This is a genomic window from Micromonospora sp. NPDC093243, assembly GCF_044753725.1.
Classification (GTDB): Bacteria; Actinomycetota; Actinomycetes; order Mycobacteriales; family Micromonosporaceae; genus Micromonospora.
Genome location: NZ_JBIVNT010000005.1, coordinates 343,572 through 367,140, shown reverse-complemented (window position 1 = coordinate 367,140; position 23,569 = coordinate 343,572). Strand labels below are relative to the sequence as shown.

At 73.0% G+C, this 23,569-nt stretch carries 27 protein-coding genes; 8 read left to right on the top strand and 19 right to left on the bottom strand.

Annotated features, from left to right (window positions below; genetic code table 11):
• Positions 1-32 precede the first annotated feature (32 nt).
• From ACIP9D_RS19280 to ACIP9D_RS19270, 3 genes are all read right to left on the bottom strand, one after another.
• Complete coding sequence (locus ACIP9D_RS19280; protein WP_350872739.1) at positions 33-968, bottom strand: RIO1 family regulatory kinase/ATPase; 936 nt, start codon at positions 966-968, stop codon at positions 33-35.
• A 184-nt stretch (positions 969-1,152) separates the two neighbouring features.
• The gene (locus ACIP9D_RS19275; protein ID WP_350872737.1) at positions 1,153-1,797 is read right to left on the bottom strand and encodes an HAD family hydrolase; all 645 of its coding nucleotides are present in this window, start codon (positions 1,795-1,797) and stop codon (positions 1,153-1,155) included.
• Positions 1,798-1,851: 54 nt separating this feature from the next.
• Complete coding sequence (locus ACIP9D_RS19270; RefSeq protein WP_350872735.1) at positions 1,852-2,724, bottom strand: carbon-nitrogen hydrolase family protein; 873 nt, start codon at positions 2,722-2,724, stop codon at positions 1,852-1,854.
• Positions 2,725-2,838: 114 nt separating this feature from the next.
• Between ACIP9D_RS19270 and ACIP9D_RS19265 the strand changes: the two genes are divergently transcribed.
• From ACIP9D_RS19265 to mug, 6 genes are all read left to right on the top strand, one after another.
• Positions 2,839-3,411, top strand: a complete 573-nt coding sequence (locus ACIP9D_RS19265) for a helix-turn-helix domain-containing protein (protein ID WP_350872733.1) — start codon at positions 2,839-2,841, stop codon at positions 3,409-3,411.
• A 106-nt stretch (positions 3,412-3,517) separates the two neighbouring features.
• Positions 3,518-4,438, top strand: a complete 921-nt coding sequence (locus tag ACIP9D_RS19260) for a TIGR04222 domain-containing membrane protein (protein ID WP_350872730.1) — start codon at positions 3,518-3,520, stop codon at positions 4,436-4,438.
• Positions 4,435-5,253: a DUF692 domain-containing protein gene (locus ACIP9D_RS19255; protein ID WP_350872728.1), complete on the top strand. Its 819-nt coding sequence runs from the start codon at positions 4,435-4,437 to the stop codon at positions 5,251-5,253. Before ACIP9D_RS19260 ends, ACIP9D_RS19255 begins: the two co-directional genes overlap by 4 nt.
• Positions 5,250-5,750, top strand: a complete 501-nt coding sequence (locus ACIP9D_RS19250) for a hypothetical protein (RefSeq protein WP_350872727.1) — start codon at positions 5,250-5,252, stop codon at positions 5,748-5,750. The genes ACIP9D_RS19255 and ACIP9D_RS19250 overlap by 4 nt, the downstream gene beginning before the upstream one ends.
• A 23-nt stretch (positions 5,751-5,773) precedes the next feature.
• A complete protein-coding gene (locus ACIP9D_RS19245) occupies positions 5,774-6,535 on the top strand; it encodes an SDR family oxidoreductase (RefSeq protein WP_350872725.1) in 762 nt (253 codons plus the stop codon).
• A 185-nt stretch (positions 6,536-6,720) separates the two neighbouring features.
• Complete coding sequence (mug, locus tag ACIP9D_RS19240; protein WP_400450433.1) at positions 6,721-7,266, top strand: G/U mismatch-specific DNA glycosylase; 546 nt, start codon at positions 6,721-6,723, stop codon at positions 7,264-7,266.
• Positions 7,267-7,314: 48 nt separating this feature from the next.
• On the opposite strand, the gene ACIP9D_RS19235 is transcribed toward mug, so the two are convergent.
• The 3 genes from ACIP9D_RS19235 to ACIP9D_RS19225 form a co-directional block, all read right to left on the bottom strand.
• On the bottom strand, positions 7,315-9,291 hold the full coding sequence (locus ACIP9D_RS19235) for an ABC transporter ATP-binding protein (RefSeq protein ID WP_350872957.1): 1,977 nt from the start codon (positions 9,289-9,291) through the stop codon (positions 7,315-7,317).
• 114 nt (positions 9,292-9,405) lie between these two features.
• Positions 9,406-10,173: an enoyl-CoA hydratase/isomerase family protein gene (locus tag ACIP9D_RS19230; RefSeq protein WP_350872723.1), complete on the bottom strand. Its 768-nt coding sequence runs from the start codon at positions 10,171-10,173 to the stop codon at positions 9,406-9,408.
• Positions 10,174-10,219: 46 nt separating this feature from the next.
• The gene (locus ACIP9D_RS19225) at positions 10,220-10,447 is read right to left on the bottom strand and encodes a helix-turn-helix domain-containing protein (RefSeq protein WP_007462679.1); all 228 of its coding nucleotides are present in this window, start codon (positions 10,445-10,447) and stop codon (positions 10,220-10,222) included.
• A gap of 225 nt (positions 10,448-10,672) precedes the next feature.
• Here ACIP9D_RS19225 and ACIP9D_RS19220 point away from each other — a divergent pair, with 225 nt between their 5' ends.
• Positions 10,673-11,269: a cadmium resistance transporter gene (locus ACIP9D_RS19220; protein WP_350872956.1), complete on the top strand. Its 597-nt coding sequence runs from the start codon at positions 10,673-10,675 to the stop codon at positions 11,267-11,269.
• Between the two features lie 91 nt (positions 11,270-11,360).
• Here ACIP9D_RS19220 and ACIP9D_RS19215 read toward each other — a convergent pair whose 3' ends face one another.
• Entirely contained in the window at positions 11,361-12,965 is a 1,605-nt protein-coding gene (locus ACIP9D_RS19215; protein WP_350872721.1) for an ABC-F family ATP-binding cassette domain-containing protein, read from the bottom strand.
• Between the two features lie 243 nt (positions 12,966-13,208).
• Here ACIP9D_RS19215 and ACIP9D_RS19210 point away from each other — a divergent pair, with 243 nt between their 5' ends.
• Entirely contained in the window at positions 13,209-14,123 is a 915-nt protein-coding gene (locus ACIP9D_RS19210; RefSeq protein WP_350872955.1) for a neutral zinc metallopeptidase, read from the top strand.
• A gap of 87 nt (positions 14,124-14,210) precedes the next feature.
• Here the strand turns inward: ACIP9D_RS19210 and ACIP9D_RS19205 are convergent, their stop codons facing one another.
• From ACIP9D_RS19205 to ACIP9D_RS19150, 12 genes are all read right to left on the bottom strand, one after another.
• A complete protein-coding gene (locus tag ACIP9D_RS19205; protein ID WP_350872719.1) occupies positions 14,211-14,576 on the bottom strand; it encodes a DUF4440 domain-containing protein in 366 nt (121 codons plus the stop codon).
• Positions 14,577-14,610: 34 nt separating this feature from the next.
• Positions 14,611-14,910 carry a muconolactone Delta-isomerase family protein gene (locus ACIP9D_RS19200; protein WP_350872717.1) on the bottom strand — a complete coding sequence of 100 codons (300 nt, stop codon included), beginning with the start codon at positions 14,908-14,910 and terminating at the stop codon, positions 14,611-14,613.
• 117 nt (positions 14,911-15,027) lie between these two features.
• The gene (locus ACIP9D_RS19195) at positions 15,028-15,690 is read right to left on the bottom strand and encodes an acVLRF1 family peptidyl-tRNA hydrolase (protein ID WP_350872715.1); all 663 of its coding nucleotides are present in this window, start codon (positions 15,688-15,690) and stop codon (positions 15,028-15,030) included.
• 148 nt (positions 15,691-15,838) lie between these two features.
• On the bottom strand, positions 15,839-16,471 hold the full coding sequence (locus tag ACIP9D_RS19190) for a LysE family transporter (RefSeq protein ID WP_350872714.1): 633 nt from the start codon (positions 16,469-16,471) through the stop codon (positions 15,839-15,841).
• Between the two features lie 280 nt (positions 16,472-16,751).
• Complete coding sequence (locus ACIP9D_RS19185; protein ID WP_350872712.1) at positions 16,752-17,210, bottom strand: metal-sulfur cluster assembly factor; 459 nt, start codon at positions 17,208-17,210, stop codon at positions 16,752-16,754.
• Positions 17,207-17,680 (bottom strand): Fe-S cluster assembly sulfur transfer protein SufU, encoded by a 474-nt coding sequence (gene sufU, locus ACIP9D_RS19180; protein WP_350872710.1) that lies wholly within the window; start codon positions 17,678-17,680, stop codon positions 17,207-17,209. The genes ACIP9D_RS19185 and sufU overlap by 4 nt, the downstream gene beginning before the upstream one ends.
• Positions 17,680-18,984 (bottom strand): cysteine desulfurase, encoded by a 1,305-nt coding sequence (locus ACIP9D_RS19175; RefSeq protein ID WP_350872708.1) that lies wholly within the window; start codon positions 18,982-18,984, stop codon positions 17,680-17,682. Before ACIP9D_RS19175 ends, sufU begins: the two co-directional genes overlap by 1 nt.
• An 18-nt stretch (positions 18,985-19,002) precedes the next feature.
• Positions 19,003-19,776 (bottom strand): Fe-S cluster assembly ATPase SufC, encoded by a 774-nt coding sequence (sufC, locus tag ACIP9D_RS19170; RefSeq protein WP_350872706.1) that lies wholly within the window; start codon positions 19,774-19,776, stop codon positions 19,003-19,005.
• Positions 19,777-20,103 (bottom strand): non-heme iron oxygenase ferredoxin subunit, encoded by a 327-nt coding sequence (locus ACIP9D_RS19165; protein ID WP_350872704.1) that lies wholly within the window; start codon positions 20,101-20,103, stop codon positions 19,777-19,779.
• The gene (gene sufD, locus ACIP9D_RS19160; RefSeq protein WP_350872702.1) at positions 20,103-21,245 is read right to left on the bottom strand and encodes a Fe-S cluster assembly protein SufD; all 1,143 of its coding nucleotides are present in this window, start codon (positions 21,243-21,245) and stop codon (positions 20,103-20,105) included. The genes ACIP9D_RS19165 and sufD overlap by 1 nt, the downstream gene beginning before the upstream one ends.
• 85 nt (positions 21,246-21,330) lie before the next feature.
• The gene (sufB, locus tag ACIP9D_RS19155; RefSeq protein WP_350872701.1) at positions 21,331-22,761 is read right to left on the bottom strand and encodes a Fe-S cluster assembly protein SufB; all 1,431 of its coding nucleotides are present in this window, start codon (positions 22,759-22,761) and stop codon (positions 21,331-21,333) included.
• On the bottom strand, positions 22,758-23,525 hold the full coding sequence (locus ACIP9D_RS19150; protein WP_350872699.1) for a transcriptional regulator: 768 nt from the start codon (positions 23,523-23,525) through the stop codon (positions 22,758-22,760). The genes sufB and ACIP9D_RS19150 overlap by 4 nt, the downstream gene beginning before the upstream one ends.
• Between the last annotated feature and the right edge of the window lie 44 nt (positions 23,526-23,569).

Genomic DNA, 23,569 nt, shown 5'->3' with positions numbered 1-23,569 from the left:
CCGGGCGGCCAGGACGACCGCCCGGCCCCCGCTCAACGGATGCCCGCCTCGCGCAGCAACTGCTCGGTCAGCACCGCCGGGTCGACCAGCGTCGCCGGCAGCCCCCGCGCGGCGAACCAGGTGCTGACCACCCGGACGTCCCGGGCCAGGAACTCGCCCCCCTGCGGATTGGCCACCACGTCGACCACCTGGGGCAGGTCGATCATCATCAGCCGGTCCCGGTGCACCAGCAGGTTGTACGGCGACAGGTCGCCGTGCGCCAGTCCGGCCCGGGCCAGCACCACCAGCGCGTCGACCAACTGCTCCCAGAGGTCGCGCAGACCGGCCGGGTCCGGCCGGACCTGGGCCAGCCGCGGCGCGGCCAGCCCCTCCTCGGGGTCGCCGAGGAACTCCAGCATCAGCTCGGTGCCGCGCAGCTGCACCGGATAGGGCACCGAGATGGTGCCGCGCTCGGCGCCGATCTCCCAGAGTCGGGCCAGCGCGGCGAACTCGGCCGCCGCCCACTGCCCCGCGATCATCTGCCGGCCGAAGGCGGTCCGGCCGGCCATCGCCCGGTTCTCCCGGGACCGACGGACCCGCCGTCCCTCCAGATAACCGGCGTCCCGGTGGAACAGCCGGTGGTTGGCGTCCCGGTAGCGCTTCACCGCCAGCAGGCAGGAGCGGTCGCTGTCGGGCACCGCCCGCCGGAGCAGGTGGACGTCCGCCTCCTTGCCGGTCTTGAGCACGCCGAGGTCGGTGTCCTTGGCCGCGAGCTCGGTGACCAGCCAGGCGGGGTGCGGCTGCGGCCCGTGCACCGCGTCGTCCCAAGACGACCAGCTCTCACCGGTCTCCGGGTCGGGCTCGTCGTCCGGGTCCGTGCTGACCGGCTCGGGCTGCCGGCCGCGCCTCAGGAACTGCGGTTCGTCATCGTCGAAGCGGCTTTTGCCGCGGGTCCGGCGCTCGGGCGCCGGAAAGTCGTGTTCGCGCACTGCGGAGTTGATCCCTTGATCGAGGCTGATGGAGGCAGGTGGAAACGACCTGCGAAGACGGCCATGACCGACCTCCTCTCCTCGACCGGGTGAACGCCCGGTTGCACCATGCGCGGACCATGTTCACCGTGCACGCCTCGGCGGGTCAACCGAATTACCGGCGGGCCGGCCCCGGCGGGCCCGCTCAGCCGGCGAGGACCGTGGCGACCGCGGCGATCAGCCCGTCGGCGGTACGCGTCGGCGCGAACCGGCTGTCCGGCCAGGTCCGCCCACGGTGCAGCCAGACACTCGGCAACCCGACCGCCGCCGCGCCTCCGATGTCCGCCTCCGGGCTGTCGCCGACCACCCAGGCGCCGCGCAGCGGCATCCGGACCCGATGGGCGGCGAGCGCGAAGATCCGGGGGTTGGGCTTGCTGACGCCGGCCTCCTCGGAGATGACCCAGTCGGCCACGTACCGGTCCAGCCCGGTCCCCCGGATCTTGGCTTCCTCCTGCCGGACCACGCCGTTGCAGACCACCACCGGGATCCAGCCCGCGTCGTCGGCGATCCGCAGCGCACAGGCGATCAACGGGTCGAGCCGGGTGTTCGCCACCACCCCGTCGTGCAGCGCCTCCACCAGGTCGATCGAGGGGATGCGCAGGGCGTACCGGTCCCGGATGGCGTCGGCCACGTCCCACCGGTCGGTGAGCCCGTCGGCGTCGACGGAGAGCAGCCAGTCGATGTCCGCCGGGGGCGCGCCGATGTCTTCCAGAAAGCGCTGGCCCCAGGCACGGAACGGCCCGGCCCGATCGAGCAGGGTGTTGTCCAGATCCAGCAGGAGCAGTGGCACTCGGGCACCCTACGGGACTCCAGGGCCGCCCGACAGGGCTGGAATGTTAACTCCTCAGGCCAACACCGTGCGCCGGGTCGGACCCTGGTCCGGCAGCCGGTCGGCGAGCATCGAATGCGCCGCCCGGGTGGCCGCCAACTGCGCCGGGTCCAGCGTCGCGACCAGCACCTGCTCACCGGTGTCCGCGCCCCGGGCCAGCGGGCGACCCTCCGGGTCGTAGACGGCCGCACCGCCGTTGAACCGCCACGGATCCGCCCCGCCGACCGAGTTGGCGAAGACCACGTACATGGTGTTGTCCAGGGCCCGGGCCGGGTAGTAGAGGTCCCGGCGATGCGCCGAGCCGGCCAGGTAGCCGCTCGGGCAGAGGTAGCCGTGCGCGCCGTCGGCGGCGGCGGCCCGGCCGTGCTCGGGAAAGCAGCCGTCGTAGCAGATGCCGAGCCCGAGCCGCCAGTCGTCCAGCAGCAGGGTGGCGCCCCGGGTGCCGGGGCTGAACAGTTCCCGCTCACCGCCCCAGAGCTGCTGCTTGTCGTAGCCCACCCGAACCTCGCCGCCGCGCCCGACGACCAACGACGAGATGGTTCGCTGTCCGTCGGGGTGGCGTACCGCCGCGCCCACCACGACGGTGACGCCACCGGCCACCGCCGCCTCACGCAGCGGCGTCAGGCGGGCGTCGTCGACCGTGCGGTCCTCGTCGGTCACCACGTCGGTGCCGGCCGGGTCGGCCGCCAGCGTGGGCGGATGGTACGCGGGGAGGAACAGCTCCGGCAGGACGGCGATCCGGGCGCCCTGCTCGGCGCAGCGCGCGACCAGGCGGGCCGCGGTCGCCGCGTTGCCGGCGACGTCGCCGGGGACCGGCTCGGCCTGGACGGCGGCGACGGTCAGCCGGTCGGCCGGAATGGTGGCGGTGGTGGCGGGGGGTGGCGTCACCGGCCGATGGTAGACCGGCGCGGCCGGTCGCACGGCCCGCCGGCCGGCACCGTCGAAAATCCCAAGCCGTACGTACGGTTTGCATGACCCGGGGTCACCTGGAACGATCGTGGCGTGCCCAGAGTAAGCCAGGACCAGCTCGATGCGCGGCGTCAGGAGATCCTCGCCGCCTCGCGGGCGTGTTTCGCCCGGCACGGCTACGAGGGCGCCACGGTGCGCCGGCTGGAGGAGGCGACCGGGCTGTCCCGGGGGGCCATCTTCCACCACTTCCGGGACAAGGACTCGCTCTTCCTCGCCGTCGCCGAGGACGACGCCGCGACCATGGTCGAGACGGTCGCCCGCAACGGCCTGGTCCAGGTGATGCGCGACCTGCTGGCCCGGGCGGTCTCCCCGGACACCACCGGGTGGCTGGGCAGCCAGTTGGAGGTCTCCCGCCGGCTGCGTACCGACCCGGCGTTCGCCAAGCGGTGGGCCGAGCGCTCCGCCGCGATCGCGGAGGCGACCCGCGACCGGCTGGCCCGCCAGCGGGAGGCCGGTGTGCTCCGCGAGGACGTCCCGATCGACGTGCTCGCCCAGTTCCTCGAACTCGCCTACGACGGCCTGGTGCTGCACCTGGCGATGGGCCGGCCCGCCGGTGACCTCGGCCCGGTGCTCGACCTGGTCGAGGAGGCGGTCCGCCGCCGCTGACCGCCGCGCGGGGCCGCCGACGAAGTCGCCGGAGCCGCCGCCCCCACCCGATGGCGCACCTGCTCCACAATGGGGCCGCCGAACCCTCCGGCGACAGGAGCAACCGATGAACGTTCTCGGCGCCTCGGGCGACACCTGGGGCATCCCCGGCCCGATCTTCCTGCGCATCTGGCTCGCGGTCGCCGCCGCGGCGGTGGTCGTCGTGCTGCACCGCGTCCGGCTCCTCGCCGGACCCCGGGAGGTCGGCGGCGAGCCGCTCGGCCCGGATCAGGCCGCCTACCTCAACGGCGGCGCGCCGCTGGCCATCAACGCCGCCCTCGGCGGGCTGCGCGGCAGCGGCGCGATCGGCGTCGGAGGAAGTCGTCGGCTGAAGGCCACCGGCCCGCTGCCCGCCGGGGCGACCCCGCTGGGCCAGGCGATCCACCACGCCGCCGTACGGCGGGCCCGGGTCCGCGACCTGCGCCAGGACCACTGGGTGGTCACCGTCCTCAACCAGCTCCGCGAGGGTCTCGAGCAGCGCGGACTGCTCCTGTCGGCCGAGCAGCAGTCCGCCGCCCGGCGCGGCGCGCTGGCCATGATCGTCCTGATTCTCATCGGCGTGGTCCGCGCCGTCGTCGGCTTGGCCAACGGGCGGGCGACCGCCTACCTGATCCTCAGCCTGGTGGCGCTCTTCCTGGCCTTCCTCTACCTCGGCCGGGTGCCGAACCAGACCCGGGCCGGCCGGCGGGTGGTACGCGAACTGCGCCGCCAGCACGCCCACCTCACCCCCTCCGCCAGCCCGTCCTACTCGACGTACGGCGCGACCAGCGCGGCGATGGGGGTGGCGCTCTTCGGCACCGCGTCGCTCTGGGCGCTCGACCCGGGCTTCGCCGAGCAGGCGGAGATCCAGCGGCAGGCGATCTCGGACAGCGGCGGCTGGTCGTCCGGCTCCAGCGGCGGCTCGGACGGCGGGGGCAGCTCCTGCGGCGGAGGCAGTTCGTGCGGGGGTGGCGGCGGCTGCGGCGGCGGAGGCGGGTGCGGCGGATGACCGGCCCGACCGGGGTCGGCATCGGCTGGCGGCCCGAGATCGCCGGGTTCGTCGCCGACCTGCCCGGTCTGCGCTTCGTCGAGGTGGTGGCGGAGTCGCTGGCCCCGGCGCGGGCCCTGCCGGCGGGCCTGGCCCAGCTGCGCGAGCGCGGCGTGACCGTCGTACCGCACGGGGTGCGGCTGTCCCTCGGCGGCGCCGAGCCGGTCGACCCGGCCCGGGTCGCCCACCTGGCCGCGGTGGCCGAGCTGGTGGACGCGCCGCTGGTCAGCGAGCACATCGCCTTCGTCCGGGCCGGCGGGATGGAGGCCGGGCACCTGCTGCCGCTGCCGCGCAGCCGGGCGGCGGTCGACGCGGTCTGCGCCAATGTCGCCCGGGCTCAGGCCGAGCTGCCGGTGCCGATCGCACTGGAGCCGATCGCCGCGCTCTTCGACTGGCCCGACGACGAGCTGGACGAGGCACAGTTCCTGACCGAGATCCTGGACCGCACCGGCGCGCTGCTGCTGCTCGACGTCGCCAACGTGTACGCCAACGCCCGCAACCGGGGTACCGACCCGCGCGACCTGCTGGACCGGCTGCCGCTGGAGCGAATCGGGTACGTGCACGTCGCCGGGGGTGCCGAGCACGCCGGCTTCTACCACGACACGCACACCGACCCGATGCCGCCGGCGGTGCTGGACCTGGTGGGTGAGCTCTGCGCCCGCCGGCGCCCGCCGGCGCTGCTGCTGGAGCGCGACGGCGACTACCCGCCGGCGCCGGCGCTGCGCGCCGAGCTCGACGCCCTCGCCGCCGCCGCGGACTTCCCGGTGGTCACATGACCGACGCCGCGGCCGGACGGGCCGGGTCGGGCGAGTTGGCGGCCCGGCAGGCCGAGCTGGTCGCCGCCCTGGTGGCCGGCGGTCCGGTACCGCCCGGGTTCGCGCCGGCGCCGCTGGCCGCCGCTCGGGCCGCGCTGCTGCGCAAGCGCGCGGGGGACGTCGCCCGGCACTGGCCGCTGCTCGCGGCCGGTCTCGGCGCCGACTGGCCGGCGACCTTCCAGACGTGGGCGGGCGACCGGCCAACCGGCGGTTCGCTGCGCGACGGGTGGGACCTGGCCCGGGCGCTGCGCGACCGAGGTGACCTGCCACCGCTGGGCGCCGACGAGCTGGCCGCCCGGGAGGCGGGTGCCCGCTACGACGGACAACGGCCGCCACGCCCGCGCCGGCTGCCGGGCCTCGGCCGCGCCGGCGGCGCCGTCGCGGTCCAGCTCCTCGGCCGGGTACGCCTGCTCCGCCCGGCCCGCCGCCCGGCCACCGGGCCCGGTGGCCGTCGCTGATCGGGTACGGCAGGATCAACGGCATGGATCTGGGACTCACCGACCGGGTGTACGTGCTCACCGGCGCCTCCCGCGGCCTCGGCTACGCGACCGCCGAGTGCCTGGTGGCCGACGGGGCGCGGGTGGTGCTCTCGGCCCGGGACGCCGATGCGGTCGCCGCCGCCGCGCAGCGCCTCGGCGGGCCGGAGCGGGCCATCGGCGTGACCGCCGACCTGGCCCACCCGGCGACACCGGAACGTCTCGTCGCCACCGCCCAGGAGCACTTCGGACGCCTCGACGGCGCGCTGGTCTCGGTCGGCGGGCCGCCGCCGGGCAGCGCCGCGACGATCACCGACGAGCAGTGGCGGCTCTCCTTCGAGACCGTCTTCCTGGGCACCGTCCGGACGGTGCGCACCGTCGCCGCCGCCCTGCCCGACGGGGGCGCGATCGGGATGGTCCTCTCCACCTCGGCCCGGGGGCCGGTGCCGGGGCTGGGCATCTCCAACGGGCTGCGGCCCGGCCTGGTCGGGGTGGCCAAGGACATCGCCGACGAGTACGGCCCGCGCGGCGTACGGATCGTCGGTCTGCTGCCGGGCCGGATCCTCACCGACCGCAACCGGGAACTCTTCGCCGCCACCGGCGACCCGGAGCGGGCCCGCGCGGAAGCCGAGGCCGGGATCCCGCTGCGCCGCATCGGTGACCCGGCCGAGTTCGGCCGGGTGGCCGCGTTCGTCCTCTCCCCCGCCGCCAGCTACCTCACCGGGCTCACCGTCCCGGTCGACGGCGGCGCGCTGCGCGGCCTGTGAACCCGGAGCCACCCGGCGGGCGCCGGCCCGGCCGGGCCCGTCCCGGTTCCCCGACGGGGCCCGGCGACCGCCGCCCCGGCTCTGCGCCGACGCCCGACCGCCGCCCCCCGCTCGCGCCCGACGACGGCGGAGCCGGTCTTCCGCCGGCGCTGGGCGAGCGCCGGCCCGGAACGGCCGGGCGCTCGGTGCGGCCGACCCGGGAGGAGTTGGCCGCCGCGGCGGACCGCACCCTCCCCGACCTGATCGCGCCCGGGTTGGACGTGCTCTTCGTCGGGATCAACCCGGGCCTCTGGTCGGCCGCCACCGGCTGGCACTTCGCGCGGCCGGGCAACCGGTTCTGGCCGGCGCTGCACCGGGGCGGCTTCACCCCCCGGCTGATGCACCCCAGCGAGCAGGACGAACTGCCCGGCTATGGGCTCGGCATCACCAACATGGTGGACCGGGCCAGCGCCCGTGCCGACGAGCTGAGCACCGCCGAACTGATCGCCGGGGCGGAGTCGCTGCGGGCGAAGGTGGCCCGGTACCAGCCCCGTTGGGTCGCCGTGGTGGGGGTGACCGCGTACCGGATCGGGTTCGCCCGACCCCGGGCAACCTTCGGCGCGCAGCCGGAGCCGCTGGCCGGCGCCCGGCTCTGGGTGCTGCCCAACCCGAGCGGGTTGAACGCGCACTTCACCCCGGCGAGTCTGGGTGCCGCCTTCGCCGAGCTGCGCCAGGCGTCGATCGTGCGCTGAGCCCGCGCCGCCGACGAACGGCGCCGGGTGGCGGCTGGGGAGGGCGGGTCAGTTCGCCGCGGCGGGCGGCAGCGCCTCGTCGGGCACGTAGCTGCCCAGCGGTAGCACCACCGGCTCGGGCCCGGTCGCGTCCACGTAGGGCGCCGGCGAGTCGGCGACCGCGAACTGGGTCCGGTAGAGCTCCGCGTAGAGCCCGCCGACGGCCACCAGCTCGTCGTGCCGGCCCCGCTCGACGATGCGCCCGCCGTCGAGGACCAGGATCTGGTCGGCGTCGCGGACGGTCGAGAGCCGGTGCGCGATCACCAGCGCGGTACGCCCGGCCAGCGCCACCGAGAGCGCCCGCTGCACCGCGGCCTCGCTCTCCGAGTCGAGGTGGGCGGTCGCCTCGTCGAGGATGACGATCGATGGTGCCTTCAGCAGCAGCCGGGCGATGGCGATCCGCTGCTTCTCGCCGCCGGAGAAGCGGTAGCCCCGCTCGCCGACGGTGGTGTCGAGCCCGTCGGGCAGGGACCGAACCAGGTCGGCCACCTGGGCGCCGGCCAGCGCGGCCCAGATCTCGTCGTCGGTGGCGTCCGGCTTGGCGTAGCGCAGGTTCTCGCGGATCGTCTCGTGGAACAGGTGCGAATCCTGGGTGACCACGCCGATCTCGTCGCGCAGCGAGGCGAGGGTGGCGTCGCGGACGTCGACGCCGCCCACCAGTACCTGGCCGTCGGTGACGTCGTAGACCCGCGAGATCAGCATGGAGAGCGTCGACTTCCCGGCGCCGGAGGGGCCGACGAGGGCGACCATCTGCCCCGGCTCCACGCCGAACGTGACGCCGCGCAGCACCGGCTCGTTGATCGTCCGGTCGAGCGTGGCGACCTCCTCGAGCGAGGCGAGGGAGACCTCGGCGGCGCTCGGGTAGCGGAACCGCACGTCACGGAACTCGACCCGGCCGCTGCCCCGGGGCACCGGCACCGCGTCGGGCTTCTCCTGGATCCCCGGCCGCAGGTCGAGCACCTCGAAGACCCGGTCGAAGGAGACCAGCGCGCTCATCACGTCGACCCGGACGTTGGAGAGCGCGGTGAGCGGGCCGTAGAGCCGGGTCAGCAGCAGCGCCAGGGTCACCACGGTGCCGGCGCTGACGTTGCCGGCGACGGCCAGCCAGCCGCCGAGGCCGTAGGTGAGCGCCTGGGCCAGCGAGGCGACCAGCAGCATGGCCACGAAGAAGGTCCGCGAGTACATGGCGGACTGGATGCCGATGTCGCGTACCCGCTCGGCCCGGCCGGCGAACCGGCGGGCCTCGATCTCCGGCTGACCGAAGAGCTTGACCAGCAGCGCGCCCGCCACACCGAACCGCTCGGTCATCGTGGCGTTCATCTTCGCGTCGAGGTTGTACGCCTCGCGGGTGATGTCGGCGAGCCGCCGGCCGACCCGGCGGGCCGGAATGATGAAGATCGGCAGGAGCACCAGCGAGAGGGCGGTGATCTGCCAGGAGAGGGTGAACATCACGGCGGCGGTGAGCACCAGCTGGATGACGTTGCTGACCACGCCGGAGAGGGTCGACGTGAACGCCCGCTGGGCGCCGAGCACGTCGTTGTTGAGCCGGCTCACCAGTGCGCCGGTCTGGGTCCGGGTGAAGAACTGCAACGGCATCCGCTGCACGTGGTCGTAGACCCGGGTGCGCAGGTCGAGGATGATGCCCTCACCGATCCGCGCGGAGTACCACCGCTGGGCGAGGGAGAGCAGCGCGTCGGCGACCGCCAGGCCCGCGATGACCAGCGCCAGCCGGACGACCAGCGAGCCCGCCTCGGCGCCGCCCCGGTTGATCGCGTTGATGACGTCACCGGCCAGCACCGGGGTTGCCACCCCGATGATCGCGGCGAGCACCACGGTGACCAGGAAGACGATGATGTCGCGCCGGTAGGGCTGGGCGAAGGCGACAATCCGCCGCGCGACGCCGCGCTTGAGCCGGTGGGTGGAGACCTCGTCCTGGTTGCGCATCGACCGGAGCATGCTCCAACCGGCCATGCCACCGCCGGACATCGGGTTGGACACCGCTCACCTCCGGGTCGTCGGGCTGACCGCACCGTCAGGCCAATTCTCCCGACGACTGTGACAACCTCGGTAGTAACCCGGATCTTCCCGTGCGGTCCTTACCTATTCTCCTCGCCCGCTCAGGTCGCGCAGCCGGCGGGTCTGCGCCTCACGCTCGGCCCGCTGCTGCTCGGCGGCGGACCGGCCGACGGCACCGGCCAGCAGCGCCTTGATCTCGACCACCGCGTCCCGGTTGTTGACCAGCAGCCCGGCGGTCAGGTCGCGCACCGCCCCGTCCAGTTCGGCCGGCGGCACGACCAGCGTGGCGAGCCCGATCCGGTCCGCCTCGGCGGCGTCCATCCGGCGGCCGGTGGCGCAGATCTCCAGCGCCCGGGCGTAGCCCACCAGGTCAACCAGCCGCTTGGTGCCGGCGAGGTCCGGCACCAGGCCGAGCGTCACCTCGGCCATGGAGAGCTTGGCGTCCTCGGCGAGCACCCGCAGGTCACAGGCGAGAGCCAGCTGGAAGCCGGCGCCGATCGCGTGCCCCTGAACGGCCGCGACGGAGATGACGTCGGGGCGGTGCAGCCAGGTGAACCCGGCCTGGAACTCGGCGATCCGGTCGGCGCACTCCTGCTCGGGCAGGGTGGCCAACTCGGCGAAGGAGCCCGGCCCGGTGGCGCCGGCGACCGACAGGTCGAGGCCGGCGGAGAACGCGCGCCCCTCCCCGCGGACGACCACCACGCGCACGTCGCCGGGAAGGTCCCGGGAGAAGTCGCTCATCGCGCGCCACATCGCCGGGGTCTGGGCGTTGAGCACGTCGGGCCGGCACAACGTGACCGTCGCGACCGGCCCGTCGCATTCCAGCCGAACCCCGGTCGCCTCGGCGGTCACCGGGCGGCCCGGGGGCCGGCGCTGATGGACGACGTAGCGGAGCGGGTCACGCCTTCTTACGGCGCCGGGCGCCGCCGCGCTGGCGCAGCTGCACTCCGGATTCGGTGAGAACCCGGTGGATGAAACCGTAGGAACGGCCGGTCGAGGCCGCGAGCGCGCGGATGCTCTCCCCCGACGTGTACCGCTTGACCAGGTCCTTGGCGAGCGTCTGACGCTCGGCTCCGACGATCCGGCGACCCTTCTCAGTGCTGGTGGCTGTGCCGGTGGCTGCCATGCTGTGTCCTCACGTCCCAGACTGTGCGGTTCGGATACGGTCCCACCTATTAGACCGCCTCGAACGATCATGCGCCAGATATCAACTCTTCGCCAACCGACACGCTATGCAATGTCAGCTACCCGATAGGGTGACGCCGGCGAGCCGTTCCGCCCGGGCGACCGGCGATTCGCCGATCGGGCGTCCGAGCGCGCTGGGCAGCCGGCCCGTAACCTGCCGGGCGTGATGGATCTTTTCGGCACCGCGGCCGGCGCCGCCGTGGTGTTCGCCGCCACCGACATCGACGACATCGTCATCCTGACCCTGTTCTTCGTGGCGGCCCGCACCACCGGCCGGCCCCGGCGCCGGCAGATCGTCGCCGGGCAGTACCTGGGGATCGGCGTGCTGGCGCTGGCCAGCGCGGTCGTCGCCGCCGGGCTGCTGGTGGTCCCCGACCCGTGGACCGGGCTGCTCGGCCTGCTGCCGATCGCGCTCGGCGTCCGGGCCCTGCTCGACCGCGACGACGAGCAGGCGCCCACGGTGGTGGCCGGCACGCTCGGCGTGGCCGGGGTGACCATCGCGAACGGCGCCGACAACGTCGCGGTCTACGTGCCGGTGTTCCGCGCCCTCGGCCCGGCCGACAGCGCGGTCTTCCTGCTGGTCTTCGTGGTGCTCATCGCGCTGTGGTGCGCCGCGGGCGCCTGGCTCGGGGGCCATCCGCGGGTGGTCCGGCTGGTCGAGCGGGCCGGGCACTGGCTCGTCCCGGCCATCTTCGTGGCCATCGGGCTGGTCATCCTGGTCGGCTCCGGCGTCGTGGGGCACCTGCTCGACCTGGCCCGCTGACCGGCCGCCCCGACCGCGCCGCCGATCAAGCCGACCGAACCGACCGGGCCGACCCGGCCGACCGGAGCCGTTCTGCGCGGCGGCGGTCGGGTCAGGCCAGCTCGACCAGTTCGAGCAGGTCGTCGCTCCACGCGTCCTCGTCGCCGTCGGGGAGCAGGATCGCCCGGTCGGGCTTGAGCGCCAGCACCGCGCCCGGATCGTGGGTGACCAGCACGATCGCGCCGGGGTAGCGGGCGATCGCGTCGAGCACCTGCTCCCGGCTGACCGGGTCGAGGTTGTTGGTCGGCTCGTCGAGCAGCAGCACGTTGGCGCCGGAGCAGACCAGGGTGGCCAGCGCCAGCCGGGTCTTCTCGCCGCCGGAGAGCACCCCGGCGGGCTTGTCCACGTCGTCGCCGGAGAACAGGAACGCACCGAGGATCTTGCGAAGGTCGGTGTCGGACTGTTCGACGGCGGCGCTGCGCATGTGCTCCAGAATCGTCCGGTCCACGTCCAGCGTCTCGTGCTCCTGGGCGTAGTAGCCCAGCCGCAGGCCGTGCCCGGCGTGCACCTCGCCGGTGTCGGGCTCAAGCAGCCCGCCGAGCATCCGCAGCAGGGTGGTCTTGCCGGCGCCGTTGAGGCCGAGGATGGCCACCCGGGAGCCCCGGTCCACCGCCACGTTGACGTCGGTGAAGATCTCCAACGACCCGTACGACTTGGACAGCCCGGTCGCGGTGAGCGGGGTCTTTCCGCACGGCGCGGGGTTGGGGAAGCGCACCTTGGCCACCTTGTCGGCGACCCGCACCTCCTCCAGACCGGAGATCAGCTTCTCGGCCCGGCGGGCCATGTTCTGCGCGGCGACGGTCTTGGTGGCCTTCGCCCGCATCTTGTCGGCCTGCGCCATCAGCGCTCCGGCCTTCTTCTCCGCGTTGGCCCGCTCCCGGCGGCGGCGACGCTCGTCGGTCTCCCGCGCCTCCAGGTAGGCCTTCCAGCCCAGGTTGTAGACGTCGACCACGGAGCGGGTGGCGTCGAGGAACCAGACCTTGTTGACCACCGACTCCAGCAGCGCGCCGTCGTGGGAGATCACGATCAGGCCGCCCTTGTGGTTGGCGAGGAAGCCACGCAGCCAGGTGATCGAGTCGGCGTCGAGGTGGTTGGTCGGCTCGTCGAGCAGCAGGATGCCGCCGCCGTTCTCACCGGCGTCGCGGAACAGGATCCGGGCCAGCTCGATGCGTCGGCGCTGACCGCCGGAGAGGGTGCCGATGGTCTGCGCGAGCGCCCGGTCGGGCAGGCCGAGGTTCGCGCAGATCCGGGCCGCCTCCGCCTCGGCCGCGTACCCGCCCAGGGAGGCGAACTGGTCCTCCAGCGCGCCGTAGCGGCGGACCAGCTTCTCGTCGGTGTCCTCGGCGAGCTTGGCCTCGAGCTCCTTCATCTGGGCCATCAGCACGTCCAGGCCGCGGGCGGAGAGCACCCGGTCCCGGCCGGTCACCTCCAGGTCGCCGGTGCGCGGGTCCTGCGGCAGGTAGCCGATCGCGCTGCGCTGGTCGATCTGCCCGGCGTACGGCTGTCCCTCGCCGGCGAGCACTTTCAGCGTGGTGGTCTTGCCGGCGCCGTTGCGCCCGACCAGGCCGATCCGGTCACCGGGCTGCACCCGCAGCGTGGTGTCGGAGAGCAGGATGCGGGCGCCGGCGCGCAACTCCAGGCCGGTGGCAGTGATCATGTCGTGGGACTCGCTCTCGGGGTCTGGAAGGCTGACTCAGGGCACGCGAAAACGCCGGCGGGCGGTGGGCCCGTCGGCGCGGGGCGGTTCAGCCTTCGCAGCGCGGCACGAGACAAGTGTACCGGCAGCGCTCGGAGCACCCGTCGGATTACCACTCAAGATCATCGGGTACCGGAACTGCCGTCCGGACCCGGTCCGGTACCGCAACCACCCAACACGGACTAATCGGTGATCGGGGACAACATGGAGCTGAACGAGAACGCGAGGATCGACACCAGCCAGGTGGACGACCGACGTGGGTCCGGCGGCGGCGGACTGGGCGGGATACCCATCCCGATCGGCGGCGGCCGGGGTGGCATCGTCGGCATCATCATCGCCGTGCTGGTCGCCCTGGTCGGCGGCGGCTTCGGCATCAACGCCGCCACCAACGGCGGCGGGGACTCGGCGGGCGACAACACCTCCCTGCAGCAGAAGTGCGCGACCGACGACGCTCTTCAGCAGCTCGACTGCCGCAACACCCTCTACGTGAACTCGATCCAGGCGTACTGGCGGACCGCGCTGCCGGAGAAGTTCGGCGAGCAGTACCAGCCCTCGAAGACCGTCTTCTTCAGCCAGGGCGTCAGCACCGGGTGCGGCCAGGCCGACTCCGGCGTCGGCCCGTTCTACTGCCCCGCCGACGACCTCGTCTACATCGACCTCACCTTCTACCGCGTGCTCGCCGACCAGCTCGGCGCGGAGGGCGAGTTCGCCCAGCCGTACGTGCTGGCCCACGAGTACGGCCACCACGTGCAGGACCTGCTCGGCACCGAGGCGCAGATGCGCCGCCAGCAGCAGCGCGACCCGGACAACGCCAACGCGCTGTCGGTGAAGCTGGAGCTCCAGGCCGACTGCTACGCGGGCGCCTGGGCCAAGAACGCCACCGGTACCGCCGACGAGAGCGGGCAGAAGATCTTCACCAGCATCACCGAGCAGGACATCCAGCAGGCGATCGACACCGCCGAGAAGATCGGCGACGATGCCATCTCCGAGCGCGCGAACCGGCCGGTGAACCCGGAGGAGTTCACCCACGGCTCGTCGGCGCAGCGCAAGGAGTGGTTCACCCGGGGCTACCAGAGCGGCGACCCGAAGTCCTGCGACACCTTCGGTGGCACCCGCTGACACCGTGCCCGAGCGCGGCGGGATCCCGGCCACCGGGGTCCCGCCGCCTGGCCCCGGGCACCCCGGTGACCCGGGCCGGGCGGCCGTTCAGTCGAGCCGTGAGACCTGGTAGTGACTGATGAGCCAGGCGTCACCGACCCGGCGCACGATCACGCTGAGGTAGACGGGCAGCACCGGCCGGTCGGTGAAGGCGAAGTCGACCCGCAGATAGCCGAGGACGAGGTCGTCAGCGAGGCGCCGGGTCTCCCGGATGTCGTACGTGGCGGTCAGGCCGATCGGCTGGCCGGCGTAGTACTCGGCTACGCCGGCGGGGCCGACAGCGTACGGGTGCAGGCCCTGGAAGATCGCGTCGTCGGTGAAGTACGAGGCGACCCGATCGGGCTCGTGCGCGTCGACCGCCGACCTCCACCGGTCGAGGACCGTACGCAGGATCTGGGACTCGGCGTCGGACATGACGATCTCCAGGCTCTTGAGCGGCGTGGCGGGGTCACCTGGCCGGCTGACCCGGGTCGTTCGGGTGTGGCGACAACGGCGTGACGGTCTCGCGCCGCCAGGCGCGCAGCGGCATCGACGCGAGGACGATCTCCAGTTGGTCGGCGTCGTCGGCACGGAAGAGTCCCCAGGTACGCCACTCGCCCGGTGCCAGCGGCGGCCGCCACAGGCGCAACAGATTGCCCTGCGACGTCAGCTCGGCCGAGCGCGCCGCCTCGCGCCTGCGCATGTCGGCGACCTCCTCCTCCGACGTGCCGGCCGGCACCGTGGTGACCATGTCGACCAGGAACTCCACCGCTCAGCCTCCACTCACCGGACACCGACAACCCCCCACATTCTGCACCAGATCCTCCGAATGGACACCGCGGTCGACTCCCCCCGGGCCTGCTGGCGCGGCCGCCCGCCGTCGAGGTCAGCCAGCGGGCTCGGGTGCCGGGTCGCGGAGCCGGATCTGTACCGCGCGGGCCGCGCTGACCGCGGCGACCAGCACCGCGTGCCGGGGCTCCGGCACATCGAGCAGCCGCTCGGCGCGCAGCGGCACGAGCGGGGCCAGCCGGCGGTCGGCCAGTACGGTGTCCACCGCCCGCCGATCACCGCCGCAGACCACCGCCGTCAGCGTCGCCGCCTGCGGCAACAGCAGCCGTACGGCCAGTTCCGCCGCGTCACCCAGGGCCGCCTTGGCCTGGTTGTCGCGCCGCCGGGCGAACCGCTGCTGCGACCAGCCCCCCGCGGCGGTACGCCCCTGCACGTAGCGGGTGTCCACCTTGGAGACGACCAGGTCGGTGCCCTCGGCCACGCCGACCGCCACGGCGCCCTTGCGGGCCAGCAGCAGGCCGAGCCGGCGCGGCGCGACGGCGGCAGCCACGAACCCGGGCACGTCGGTGCTCGCCGGGGCGCCGGGCGGGGCGTGCAACTCGGCGGTCGCGCCGTCGGGGGCGGCGAGCACCAGGCCGTACCCCTGGACGGTGGTGGTGGGCGGGCCGTGCCGGTCGGCGAAGCCGTCGACCCAACGGGCGACGCGGGCCGGGTCGACCTCGACCCACCGGCCGCCCCCGGCAGCGGGTCGACTGGTCATCGCCCGACCGTACGGCACGGCCGGCCCCGACGGCTCGCCGGGCGGAGCGGCCTCGACGGCGGCCCGGCGGGTCGGCGGCGAAGCGGGCGGGCGCCTCGATCCCGGCGGTGAACCGGGCCGGGCGGACCGGGCAGGCCGGGTGGGCCGTTCAGCCCGGCAGCAGCGTGGCCACCGCCAGGGCGGCGATGAGCGCGCTGGAGACCAGGCCGGTGATCAACCGGCCACGCGGTCCGGCCAGCGCCCGGCCGACGACCGTGCCGCCGCCGGCGACGAGCAGTTGCCAGCTCGCCGACGCCAGGAACGCCCCCGCCACGAAGAGCGACGCGCTGACCGCGTCCGGCTCGGCGGATTCCCGGCGCCCGAGCACCAGCGCGGCGAAGTAGAGCACCGTCATCGGGTTCAACAGGGTCAGCCCGAGCACCGCCGCGTAGGCCCGGCCGGGTGTGCTCAGGCCCCGCCCCTTCGGCGCGGCGGGCTCCCGTTCCGGATGGCGGGCGGACCAGGCCCGCCACAGGCCGTGAGCGGCCAGGCCGAGCAGCACCAGCGCGGCCACCACCCGCAACGGGCCGGCGACCGGCGCGATGACCCCGGCGAGACCGGCGCCGCCGAGCGCGGCGACCGCCGCATAGAGCCCGTCGGCCGTCGCCACCGCGAGCGCCGCGGCCGCACCGACCCGGAACGACGTACGGGCGCTGAGCCCGAGGATGAGGATCGCGATCGCGCCGACCGGGATGGCGACGCCGTAGCCGGCCACCAGGCCGGCGAGGAACGCGCCGCTCACGACGGTGGACGGCGGACCGAGACGGCGGCCCGGGCGGGGCGCTGTCGACGCACGGCGGTGGCCGCGCGGACAGGGACCTGCTTCGGGTACGCCTCGATCATCCCGTCATCCTGAGCCGTAGCCTCCGCGCCCGCCACCAGATTTCCCGCGATCAGACGCACGTGCGCGTGGGCGACGTGGGCAGGCGCGTCCGAGGATCGGGCGCACGGGGTGGCGGGAGCGGAAACGAATCGAGCGCGACGCCCCGGGCGGGGCGCCGCGCTCGATTGTCGAACGTCGGTCAGACGTTGAAGCCGAGGGAGCGGAGCTGGTCCCGGCCCTCGTCGGTGATCTTGTCGGGACCCCACGGCGGCAGCCAGACCCAGTTGATCCGGATGTCGTTGACCAGGCCGCCGCCCGGGCCGGTGGTCAGCGCCTGCCGCGCCTGGTCCTCGATCACGTCGGTCAGCGGGCAGGCCGCCGAGGTGAGCGTCATGTCCAGGGTGGCGACGTTCTCGTCGTCGACGTGCACGCCGTAGACCAGGCCCAGGTCGACCACGTTGATGCCGAGCTCCGGGTCGACGACGTCCTTCATCGCCTCCTCGATGTCGGCGATCATGGCCTTGCTGACGCCGGTCGCCGGCGTGGCGGCGTCACCGGCACCCGGCGTCGCGTCGCTCGTCACGGCGTCGGTCTGCGGCGCCGCAGTGGCGTCGCCGGTCGCCGGCGTCGCCGCGGTGGCGGTTTCCTCGCTGCTCATGCCTTCACCTCCGGGCTCGCGCCCACCCCGGCGCGTGCCGCGGCGTCCTTGAACGCCATCCACGGCAACAGCGCGCACTTGACCCGGGCGGGGTAGCGGGCCACGCCCGCGAACGCCACCCCGTCACCGAGCACGTCCTCGTCCGGCGTGACCTGCCCACGCCCGGACATCAACTCGACGAACGCCCCGTGCACCTCGAATGCTTCCCCGGCGCCCCGACCGCGCAGCAGCTCGTGCAGCACGCTCGCCGACGCCTGGCTGATCGAGCAGCCCATCCCGTCGTACGAGATGTCGGTGAGCACCGCACCGTCGGTGGCGATCCGCACGGTCACCTCGTCCCCGCAGGTCGGGTTGACGTGGTGCGCCTCGGCGGTGCGGGCGCCCGGGTCGTCGGCGTCGCGCAGCCCCCGCCCGTGCGGATGCTTGTAGTGGTCCAGGATGATCTCCTGGTAGAGCTGGTCGAGCTGCATCAGTTGAACACCTTCCGTACCTGCTCCAGACCGCCCACCAGAGCGTCGATCTCCTCGGTGGTGGTGTAGAGGTAGAACGACGCCCGGGTGGTGGCCGGCACCCCGAAGCGGGTGCAGACCGGGCGGGCGCAGTGGTGGCCCACCCGCACCTGCACGCCGAGTGAGTCGAGCACCTGACCCACGTCGTGCGGGTGCACGTCGCCGAGCGCGAACGAGATGGTCCCACCCCGGCCCACCGGCACCGTCGGACCGAAGATCCGCAGGCCGGGCACGGTGCCGAGAGCCTCCAGCGCGTACGCCGTCAACTCCTTCTCGTGCCACTGGATGGCCCGCATGCCGATGCCCGAGAGGTAGTCGACCGCGGCCCCGAGGGCCACCGCCTCGGCGATCGGCGGGGTGCCCGCCTCGAACCGGGCCGGCGGCGCGGCGAACGTCGAGCCCGCCATCGTCACCGTCTCGATCATCGAGCCACCGCCGAACACCGGCGGCATGGCCGCCAGCAGCTCGGAGCGGCCCCAGAGCACGCCGATGCCGGTCGGGGCGCACATCTTGTGCCCGGTGAAGACGATGAAGTCCGCGTCGTAGTCGACCACGTCCATCGGCAGGTGCGGCACCGACTGCGAGCAGTCCAGCAGCAGCAGCGCCCCCACCTCACGGACCCGCTGGGTGATCCGCGCGGTGGCGTTGACCGTGCCGAGGATGTTCGACATGTGCACCAGCGAAACGATCTTCGTCCGCTCGGTGACCAGGTCGTCCAGGCCGGACTCGTCCAGCCGGCCCTGGTCGGTGACCGGGAACCAGCGCAGCGTGGCGCCGGTGCGCTCGCAGAGCAGCTGCCACGGGACGATGTTCGAGTGGTGCTCCATCTCGGAGATCACCACCTCGTCCCCCGGGCCGAGACGGAACCGCGGGTCGGCGTCCGAGCGCAGCGAGGCGTTGGAGAACGCGTACGCCACGATGTTGATCGCCTCGGTGGAGTTCTTGGTGAACACCACCTCGTCCGGGCTCGGCGCGTTGATGAACGCGGCGACCTTGGCCCGCGCGCCCTCGTACGCCTCGGTCGCCTCGGTGCCCAGGGTGTGCACCGAGCGGGACACGTTGGCGTTGTGCCGGGCGTAGTGCTCGGCGAGCACGTCGAGCACCTGCCGCGGCTTGTGCGAGGTGTTGGCGCTGTCGAGATAGACCAGCCGGTGCCCGTTGATCTCCCGGTCCAGGATCGGGAAGTCGGCGCGCACCTTCGCCACGTCGTATCGCGGCACGTCGTCGTACTGCGGCATCCCGGGCGGGATCGCGATGGTGGTCATCTCAACTGGTCCTGTCTGTCAGGCCCGCGCCGAACCGGCCCCGGCGACGTAACGCTCGTAGCCCTCGTCCTCGAGCTTGTCGGCCAGCTCCGAGCCGCCCTGCTCGACGATCCGGCCAGCCACGAACACGTGCACGAAGTCCGGCTTGATGTAGCGCAGGATCCGGGTGTAGTGGGTGATCAGCAGCAGGCCGGTGTCGCCGGTGTCGCGGACCCGGTTGACCCCCTCGCTGACCACGCGCAGCGCGTCGACGTCGAGGCCGGAGTCGGTCTCGTCGAGGATCGCCATCTTCGGCTTGAGCAGCTCCAGCTGCACGATCTCGTGCCGCTTCTTCTCGCCGCCGGAGAAGCCCTCGTTGACGTTGCGCTGGGCGAACGCCGGGTCCATCTGCAGCCGCTCCATGGCGCCGCGCAGCTCGCCGCCCCAGGTGCGCAGCTTCGGCGCCTCACCGTCGATGGCGGTCTTGGCGGTACGCAGGAAGTTGGCCACCGACACGCCGGGCACCTCGACCGGGTACTGCATGGCCAGGAAGAGGCCGGCGCGCGCCCGCTCGTCCACGGACATGGCCAGCACGTCCTCGCCGTCGAGGGTCACCGAGCCGCCGGTGATCTCGTACTTGGGGTGGCCGGCGATCGAGTAGGCCAGGGTCGACTTGCCGGAGCCGTTCGGACCCATGATGGCGTGCGTCTCACCGGAGCGCACGGTCAGGTCGACACCGGCCAGGATCGGCTTGAGCTCACCCTCGGGCAGCTTGACCGACACCTTCAGGTCGCGGATCTCCAGGGTGCTCATTTAACGGGTCACTCCATTGCTCGGCGTCAGGCTGACGTAGATGTCGCCGTCGCGGACTTCGACGGGATAGACGGGTACGGGTTCGGTGGCGGGCAGCCCGGTCGGCTCGCCGGTACGCAGGTCGAAGCGCGAGCCGTGCAGCCAGCACTCCAGCGTGCAGCCGTCGACCTCGCCCTCGGAGAGGGCGACCGCGGCGTGCGAGCACTCGTCGTACACGGCGTAGAAGTTGCCGTCCTCGCCGTGCACCAGGGCGACCTGCGTCCCGTCGATGTCCGCGCTGATCGCGGTGCCCTTCGGGACGTCCTCGGTGGAGCAGATCCGGATCATCAGGCGCCCGCCTTGGCGAGCCGATCCTCGATCGCCGCACCGAGCCGCTCGCGCAGCTCCTCGACCGGGATCTTGTTGATCAGCTCGGCGAAGAAGCCGCGAACCACCAGCCGGCGGGCCTCGCTCTCCGGGATGCCCCGGGCCATCAGGTAGAACAGCTGCTCGTCGTCGAAGCGACCGGTGGCGCTGGCGTGCCCGGCGCCGGCGATCTCGCCGGTCTCGATCTCCAGGTTGGGCACGGAGTCGGCCCGGGCGCCGTCGGTGAGCAGCAGGTTCCGGTTGATCTCGTACGTGTCGGTGCCGGTCGCCTCGGCCCGGATCAGCACGTCACCCACCCAGACGGTGTGCGCGCTCTCGCCCTGCAGGGCGCCGCGGTAGCCGACGTAGCTGCGGCAGTCCGGCACCGAGTGGTCGACCAGCTGCCGGTGCTCCAGGTGCTGGCCGGAGTCGGCGAAGTAGACGCCGTACAGCTCGGCCTCGCCACCGCGGTCGGTGTACTCCACCGAGGTGTACTGCCGGACCAGGTCACCGCCGAGCGAGACCTGGATGTGCACCACCTTGGCGTCCCGGCCCAGCTTGACCTTCAGGTGCTGCGCCTGCACCGCGTCGTCGGCCCAGTCGGCGACGGTGACCAGGGTCAGCTTCGCCCCGTCGGCGACCGCGACCTCGACGTTGTCGGCCAGGGTCGCGGAGCCGACGTGCTCCAGCACCAGGGTCACCTCGGCGAACCGGCCCACCTCGACGAAGGTGTGCCCGAAGGCCAGCCCGTCGACGCCGCCGCCGACCGCGCGCAGGTTCACCGGCGCCGGGACCACCGCGTCGCGGGCGACCTGTACCAGCAGCACCTCCGCGGCCCCGCCGTACGCCAGGGCGCTGACCCGGTCGACCGGGGTGAGCACGCTGCCCACCCGCGGGTCGTCCTTGGCGATCCGGCCGACGGTGACGCCCTCGGGCAGGTCGCCGTGCTCGTGCCGGACGGTGCCGGTCGCGGTCTGAGCCCCGCCGACCAGCCCGCGCAGCCGCTTGAGCGGGGTGAAGCGCCAATCCTCCTCCATGCCGGTGAGGGCCGGGAAGTCGGCGACGTCGTACGAGCGGAGCGCCTGCGACTTGGTGCTGGGCGGCGCGGAAGCCTGGGTAGTCATCTCTTCCTTGGTCTGTTCTGCGATTGATCGGAGGGTCGGTCGCGCTGGTCGCGACGCGGCGTGACGGGTCTGGGCCGCGCGGCGGTCAGCCGACCGCGCCCTCCATCTGAAGCTCGATCAGGCGGTTGAGCTCCAGCGCGTACTCCATCGGGAGCTCCTTGGCGATCGGCTCGATGAAGCCGCGAACGATCATCGCCATCGCCTCGTCCTCGCTCATGCCCCGGCTCATCAGGTAGAAGAGCTGGTCCTCGCTGACCTTGGAGACGGTCGCCTCGTGCCCCATCGCCACGTCGTCCTCGCGGATGTCGACGTACGGGTAGGTGTCCGAGCGGGAGATGGTGTCGACCAGCAGCGCGTCGCACTTGACGGTGCTCCGGCTGTGGTGCGAGCCCTCCATCACCTGGACCAGGCCGCGGTAGGAGGTGCGGCCGCCGCCCCGGGCGATCGACTTGGAGATGATCGTGCTGCTGGTGTGCGGCGCGGCGTGCACCATCTTGGCGCCGGCGTCCTGGTGCTGCCCCTCGCCGGCCATGGCCACCGAGAGCACCTCGCCCTTGGCGTGCTCACCGAGCATGTAGACCGCCGGGTACTTCATGGTGACCTTGGAGCCGATGTTGCCGTCGACCCACTCCATGGTCGCGCCCTCCTGGCAGACGGCGCGCTTGGTCACCAGGTTGTAGACGTTGTTCGACCAGTTCTGGATGGTCGTGTAGCGGCACCGGGCGTTCTTCTTGACGATGATCTCGACGACCGCGCTGTGCAGCGAGTCGGAGGAGTAGAGCGGGGCGGTGCAGCCCTCGACGTAGTGCACGTAGGCGCCCTCGTCGACGATGATCAGGGTCCGCTCGAACTGGCCCATGTTCTCCGTGTTGATCCGGAAGTAGGCCTGCAGCGGGATCTCCACGTGCACGCCCTTCGGCACGTAGATGAACGAGCCACCGGACCACACGGAGGTGTTCAGCGCGGCGAACTTGTTGTCGCCGACCGGGATCACCGTGCCGAAGTACTCCTTGAAGATGTCCTCGTGCTCGCGCAGCGCGGTGTCGGTGTCCAGGAAGATGACGCCCTGCTCCTCAAGGTCCTCACGGATCTTGTGGTAGACGACCTCGGACTCGTACTGCGCCGCGACACCGGCGACCAGCCGCTGCTTCTCCGCCTCGGGGATGCCCAGCCGGTCGTAGGTGTTCTTGATGTCCTCGGGCAGGTCCTCCCAGCTGGCGGCCTGCTTCTCCGTGGACCGGACGAAGTACTTGATGTTGTCGAAGTCGATCCCGGTGAGGTCGGCGCCCCAGGCCGGCATCGGCTTGCGGTCGAACAGTCGCAGGCCCTTCAGGCGCAGGTCGAGCATCCAGGCCGGCTCGTTCTTCTTCGCCGAGATGTCCCGCACCACCGCCTCGTTGAGGCCACGCTGGGCGGCGGCCCCGGCGACGTCCGGGTCGGCCCAGCCGTACTCGTAGCGGCCCAGAGCGGCGAGCTGCTCCTCCTGGGTCAGGGGCTGGACGATCTGCTCGGTCATTTATCTGTCCTCACAGTGGAGACGGTCTTTCCGGACTGGGCACGCCCGGACTGGGTCGGGATGTGCGTGGTGCACACCCCGTCGCCGTGCGCGATGGTGGCCAGGCGCTGCACGTGGGTGCCGACCAGACGGGAGATCACCGCGGTCTCAGCCTCGCACAACTGGGGAAACTCGGCGGCCACGTGCGCCACCGGGCAGTGGTGCTGGCAGAGCTGACCGCCGGAGGCGATCGTGGACGCGTTGGCAGCGTAACCTTCGGCGGTCAACGCCCCGGCGAGCGCCTCCGCCCGTGCGAGCGGGTCGTCGCCGGCGTCCTCCATGGCGGCCCGACAGCGCGCCTCGAGGGCGGAGACCTGCTCGGCGGCGAACACCTCCACCGCCTCCGAACCGCCGCTGCGGGCGATCCAGCGCAGCGCGGCGGTGGCCATGTTGTCGTAGTGGTGGGTGCCGCAGCGGCCACGACCCGCGTCGGTCAGCACGAAGACCTTGGCCGGGCGACCCCGGCCCCGGTGACCGTGCACCGTCTGCTCCCGGGCGACCACGTCACCGTCAGCGAGCATCGCGTCGAGGTGCCGGCGGATCGCGGCCGGGCTGAGCCCGAGCGCCGACCCGAGCTGAGCGGCGGTCGTCGCCCCCTGCTCCAGCAGCAGCTGGGTGACCCGGCCACGGGTGGAGAGGTCGGCGGCCACGCCTGCGGGCGCGGGCTGACCGGCGACCGGAGCGGTCGCCGACCGGTGCCCCGAGACCCCCGCCGCCTTTTTCACAACGCCAACGTTACGTAATTCACCCAGGGGCCGCAAACCCGGGT

Excerpts from the sequence above, each read along its gene's own strand:
- ACIP9D_RS19260 (WP_350872730.1), top strand. The coding sequence starts at position 3,518 with ATGAACGTTCTCGGCGCCTCGGGCGACACCTGGGGCATCCCCGGCCCG.
- ACIP9D_RS19255 (WP_350872728.1), top strand. The coding sequence starts at position 4,435 with ATGACCGGCCCGACCGGGGTCGGCATCGGCTGGCGGCCCGAGATCGCC.
- ACIP9D_RS19250 (WP_350872727.1), top strand. The coding sequence starts at position 5,250 with ATGACCGACGCCGCGGCCGGACGGGCCGGGTCGGGCGAGTTGGCGGCC.
- ACIP9D_RS19245 (WP_350872725.1), top strand. The coding sequence starts at position 5,774 with ATGGATCTGGGACTCACCGACCGGGTGTACGTGCTCACCGGCGCCTCC.
- ACIP9D_RS19235 (WP_350872957.1), bottom strand. The coding sequence starts at position 9,291 with ATGTCCGGCGGTGGCATGGCCGGTTGGAGCATGCTCCGGTCGATGCGC.
- ACIP9D_RS19225 (WP_007462679.1), bottom strand. The coding sequence starts at position 10,447 with ATGGCAGCCACCGGCACAGCCACCAGCACTGAGAAGGGTCGCCGGATC.
- ACIP9D_RS19220 (WP_350872956.1), top strand. The coding sequence starts at position 10,673 with ATGGATCTTTTCGGCACCGCGGCCGGCGCCGCCGTGGTGTTCGCCGCC.
- ACIP9D_RS19215 (WP_350872721.1), bottom strand. The coding sequence starts at position 12,965 with ATGATCACTGCCACCGGCCTGGAGTTGCGCGCCGGCGCCCGCATCCTG.
- ACIP9D_RS19210 (WP_350872955.1), top strand. The coding sequence starts at position 13,209 with ATGGAGCTGAACGAGAACGCGAGGATCGACACCAGCCAGGTGGACGAC.
- ACIP9D_RS19205 (WP_350872719.1), bottom strand. The coding sequence starts at position 14,576 with ATGTCCGACGCCGAGTCCCAGATCCTGCGTACGGTCCTCGACCGGTGG.
- ACIP9D_RS19195 (WP_350872715.1), bottom strand. The coding sequence starts at position 15,690 with ATGACCAGTCGACCCGCTGCCGGGGGCGGCCGGTGGGTCGAGGTCGAC.
- ACIP9D_RS19185 (WP_350872712.1), bottom strand. The coding sequence starts at position 17,210 with ATGAGCAGCGAGGAAACCGCCACCGCGGCGACGCCGGCGACCGGCGAC.
- sufU (WP_350872710.1), bottom strand. The coding sequence starts at position 17,680 with ATGCAGCTCGACCAGCTCTACCAGGAGATCATCCTGGACCACTACAAG.
- ACIP9D_RS19175 (WP_350872708.1), bottom strand. The coding sequence starts at position 18,984 with ATGACCACCATCGCGATCCCGCCCGGGATGCCGCAGTACGACGACGTG.
- sufC (WP_350872706.1), bottom strand. The coding sequence starts at position 19,776 with ATGAGCACCCTGGAGATCCGCGACCTGAAGGTGTCGGTCAAGCTGCCC.
- ACIP9D_RS19165 (WP_350872704.1), bottom strand. The coding sequence starts at position 20,103 with ATGATCCGGATCTGCTCCACCGAGGACGTCCCGAAGGGCACCGCGATC.
- sufD (WP_350872702.1), bottom strand. The coding sequence starts at position 21,245 with ATGACTACCCAGGCTTCCGCGCCGCCCAGCACCAAGTCGCAGGCGCTC.
- sufB (WP_350872701.1), bottom strand. The coding sequence starts at position 22,761 with ATGACCGAGCAGATCGTCCAGCCCCTGACCCAGGAGGAGCAGCTCGCC.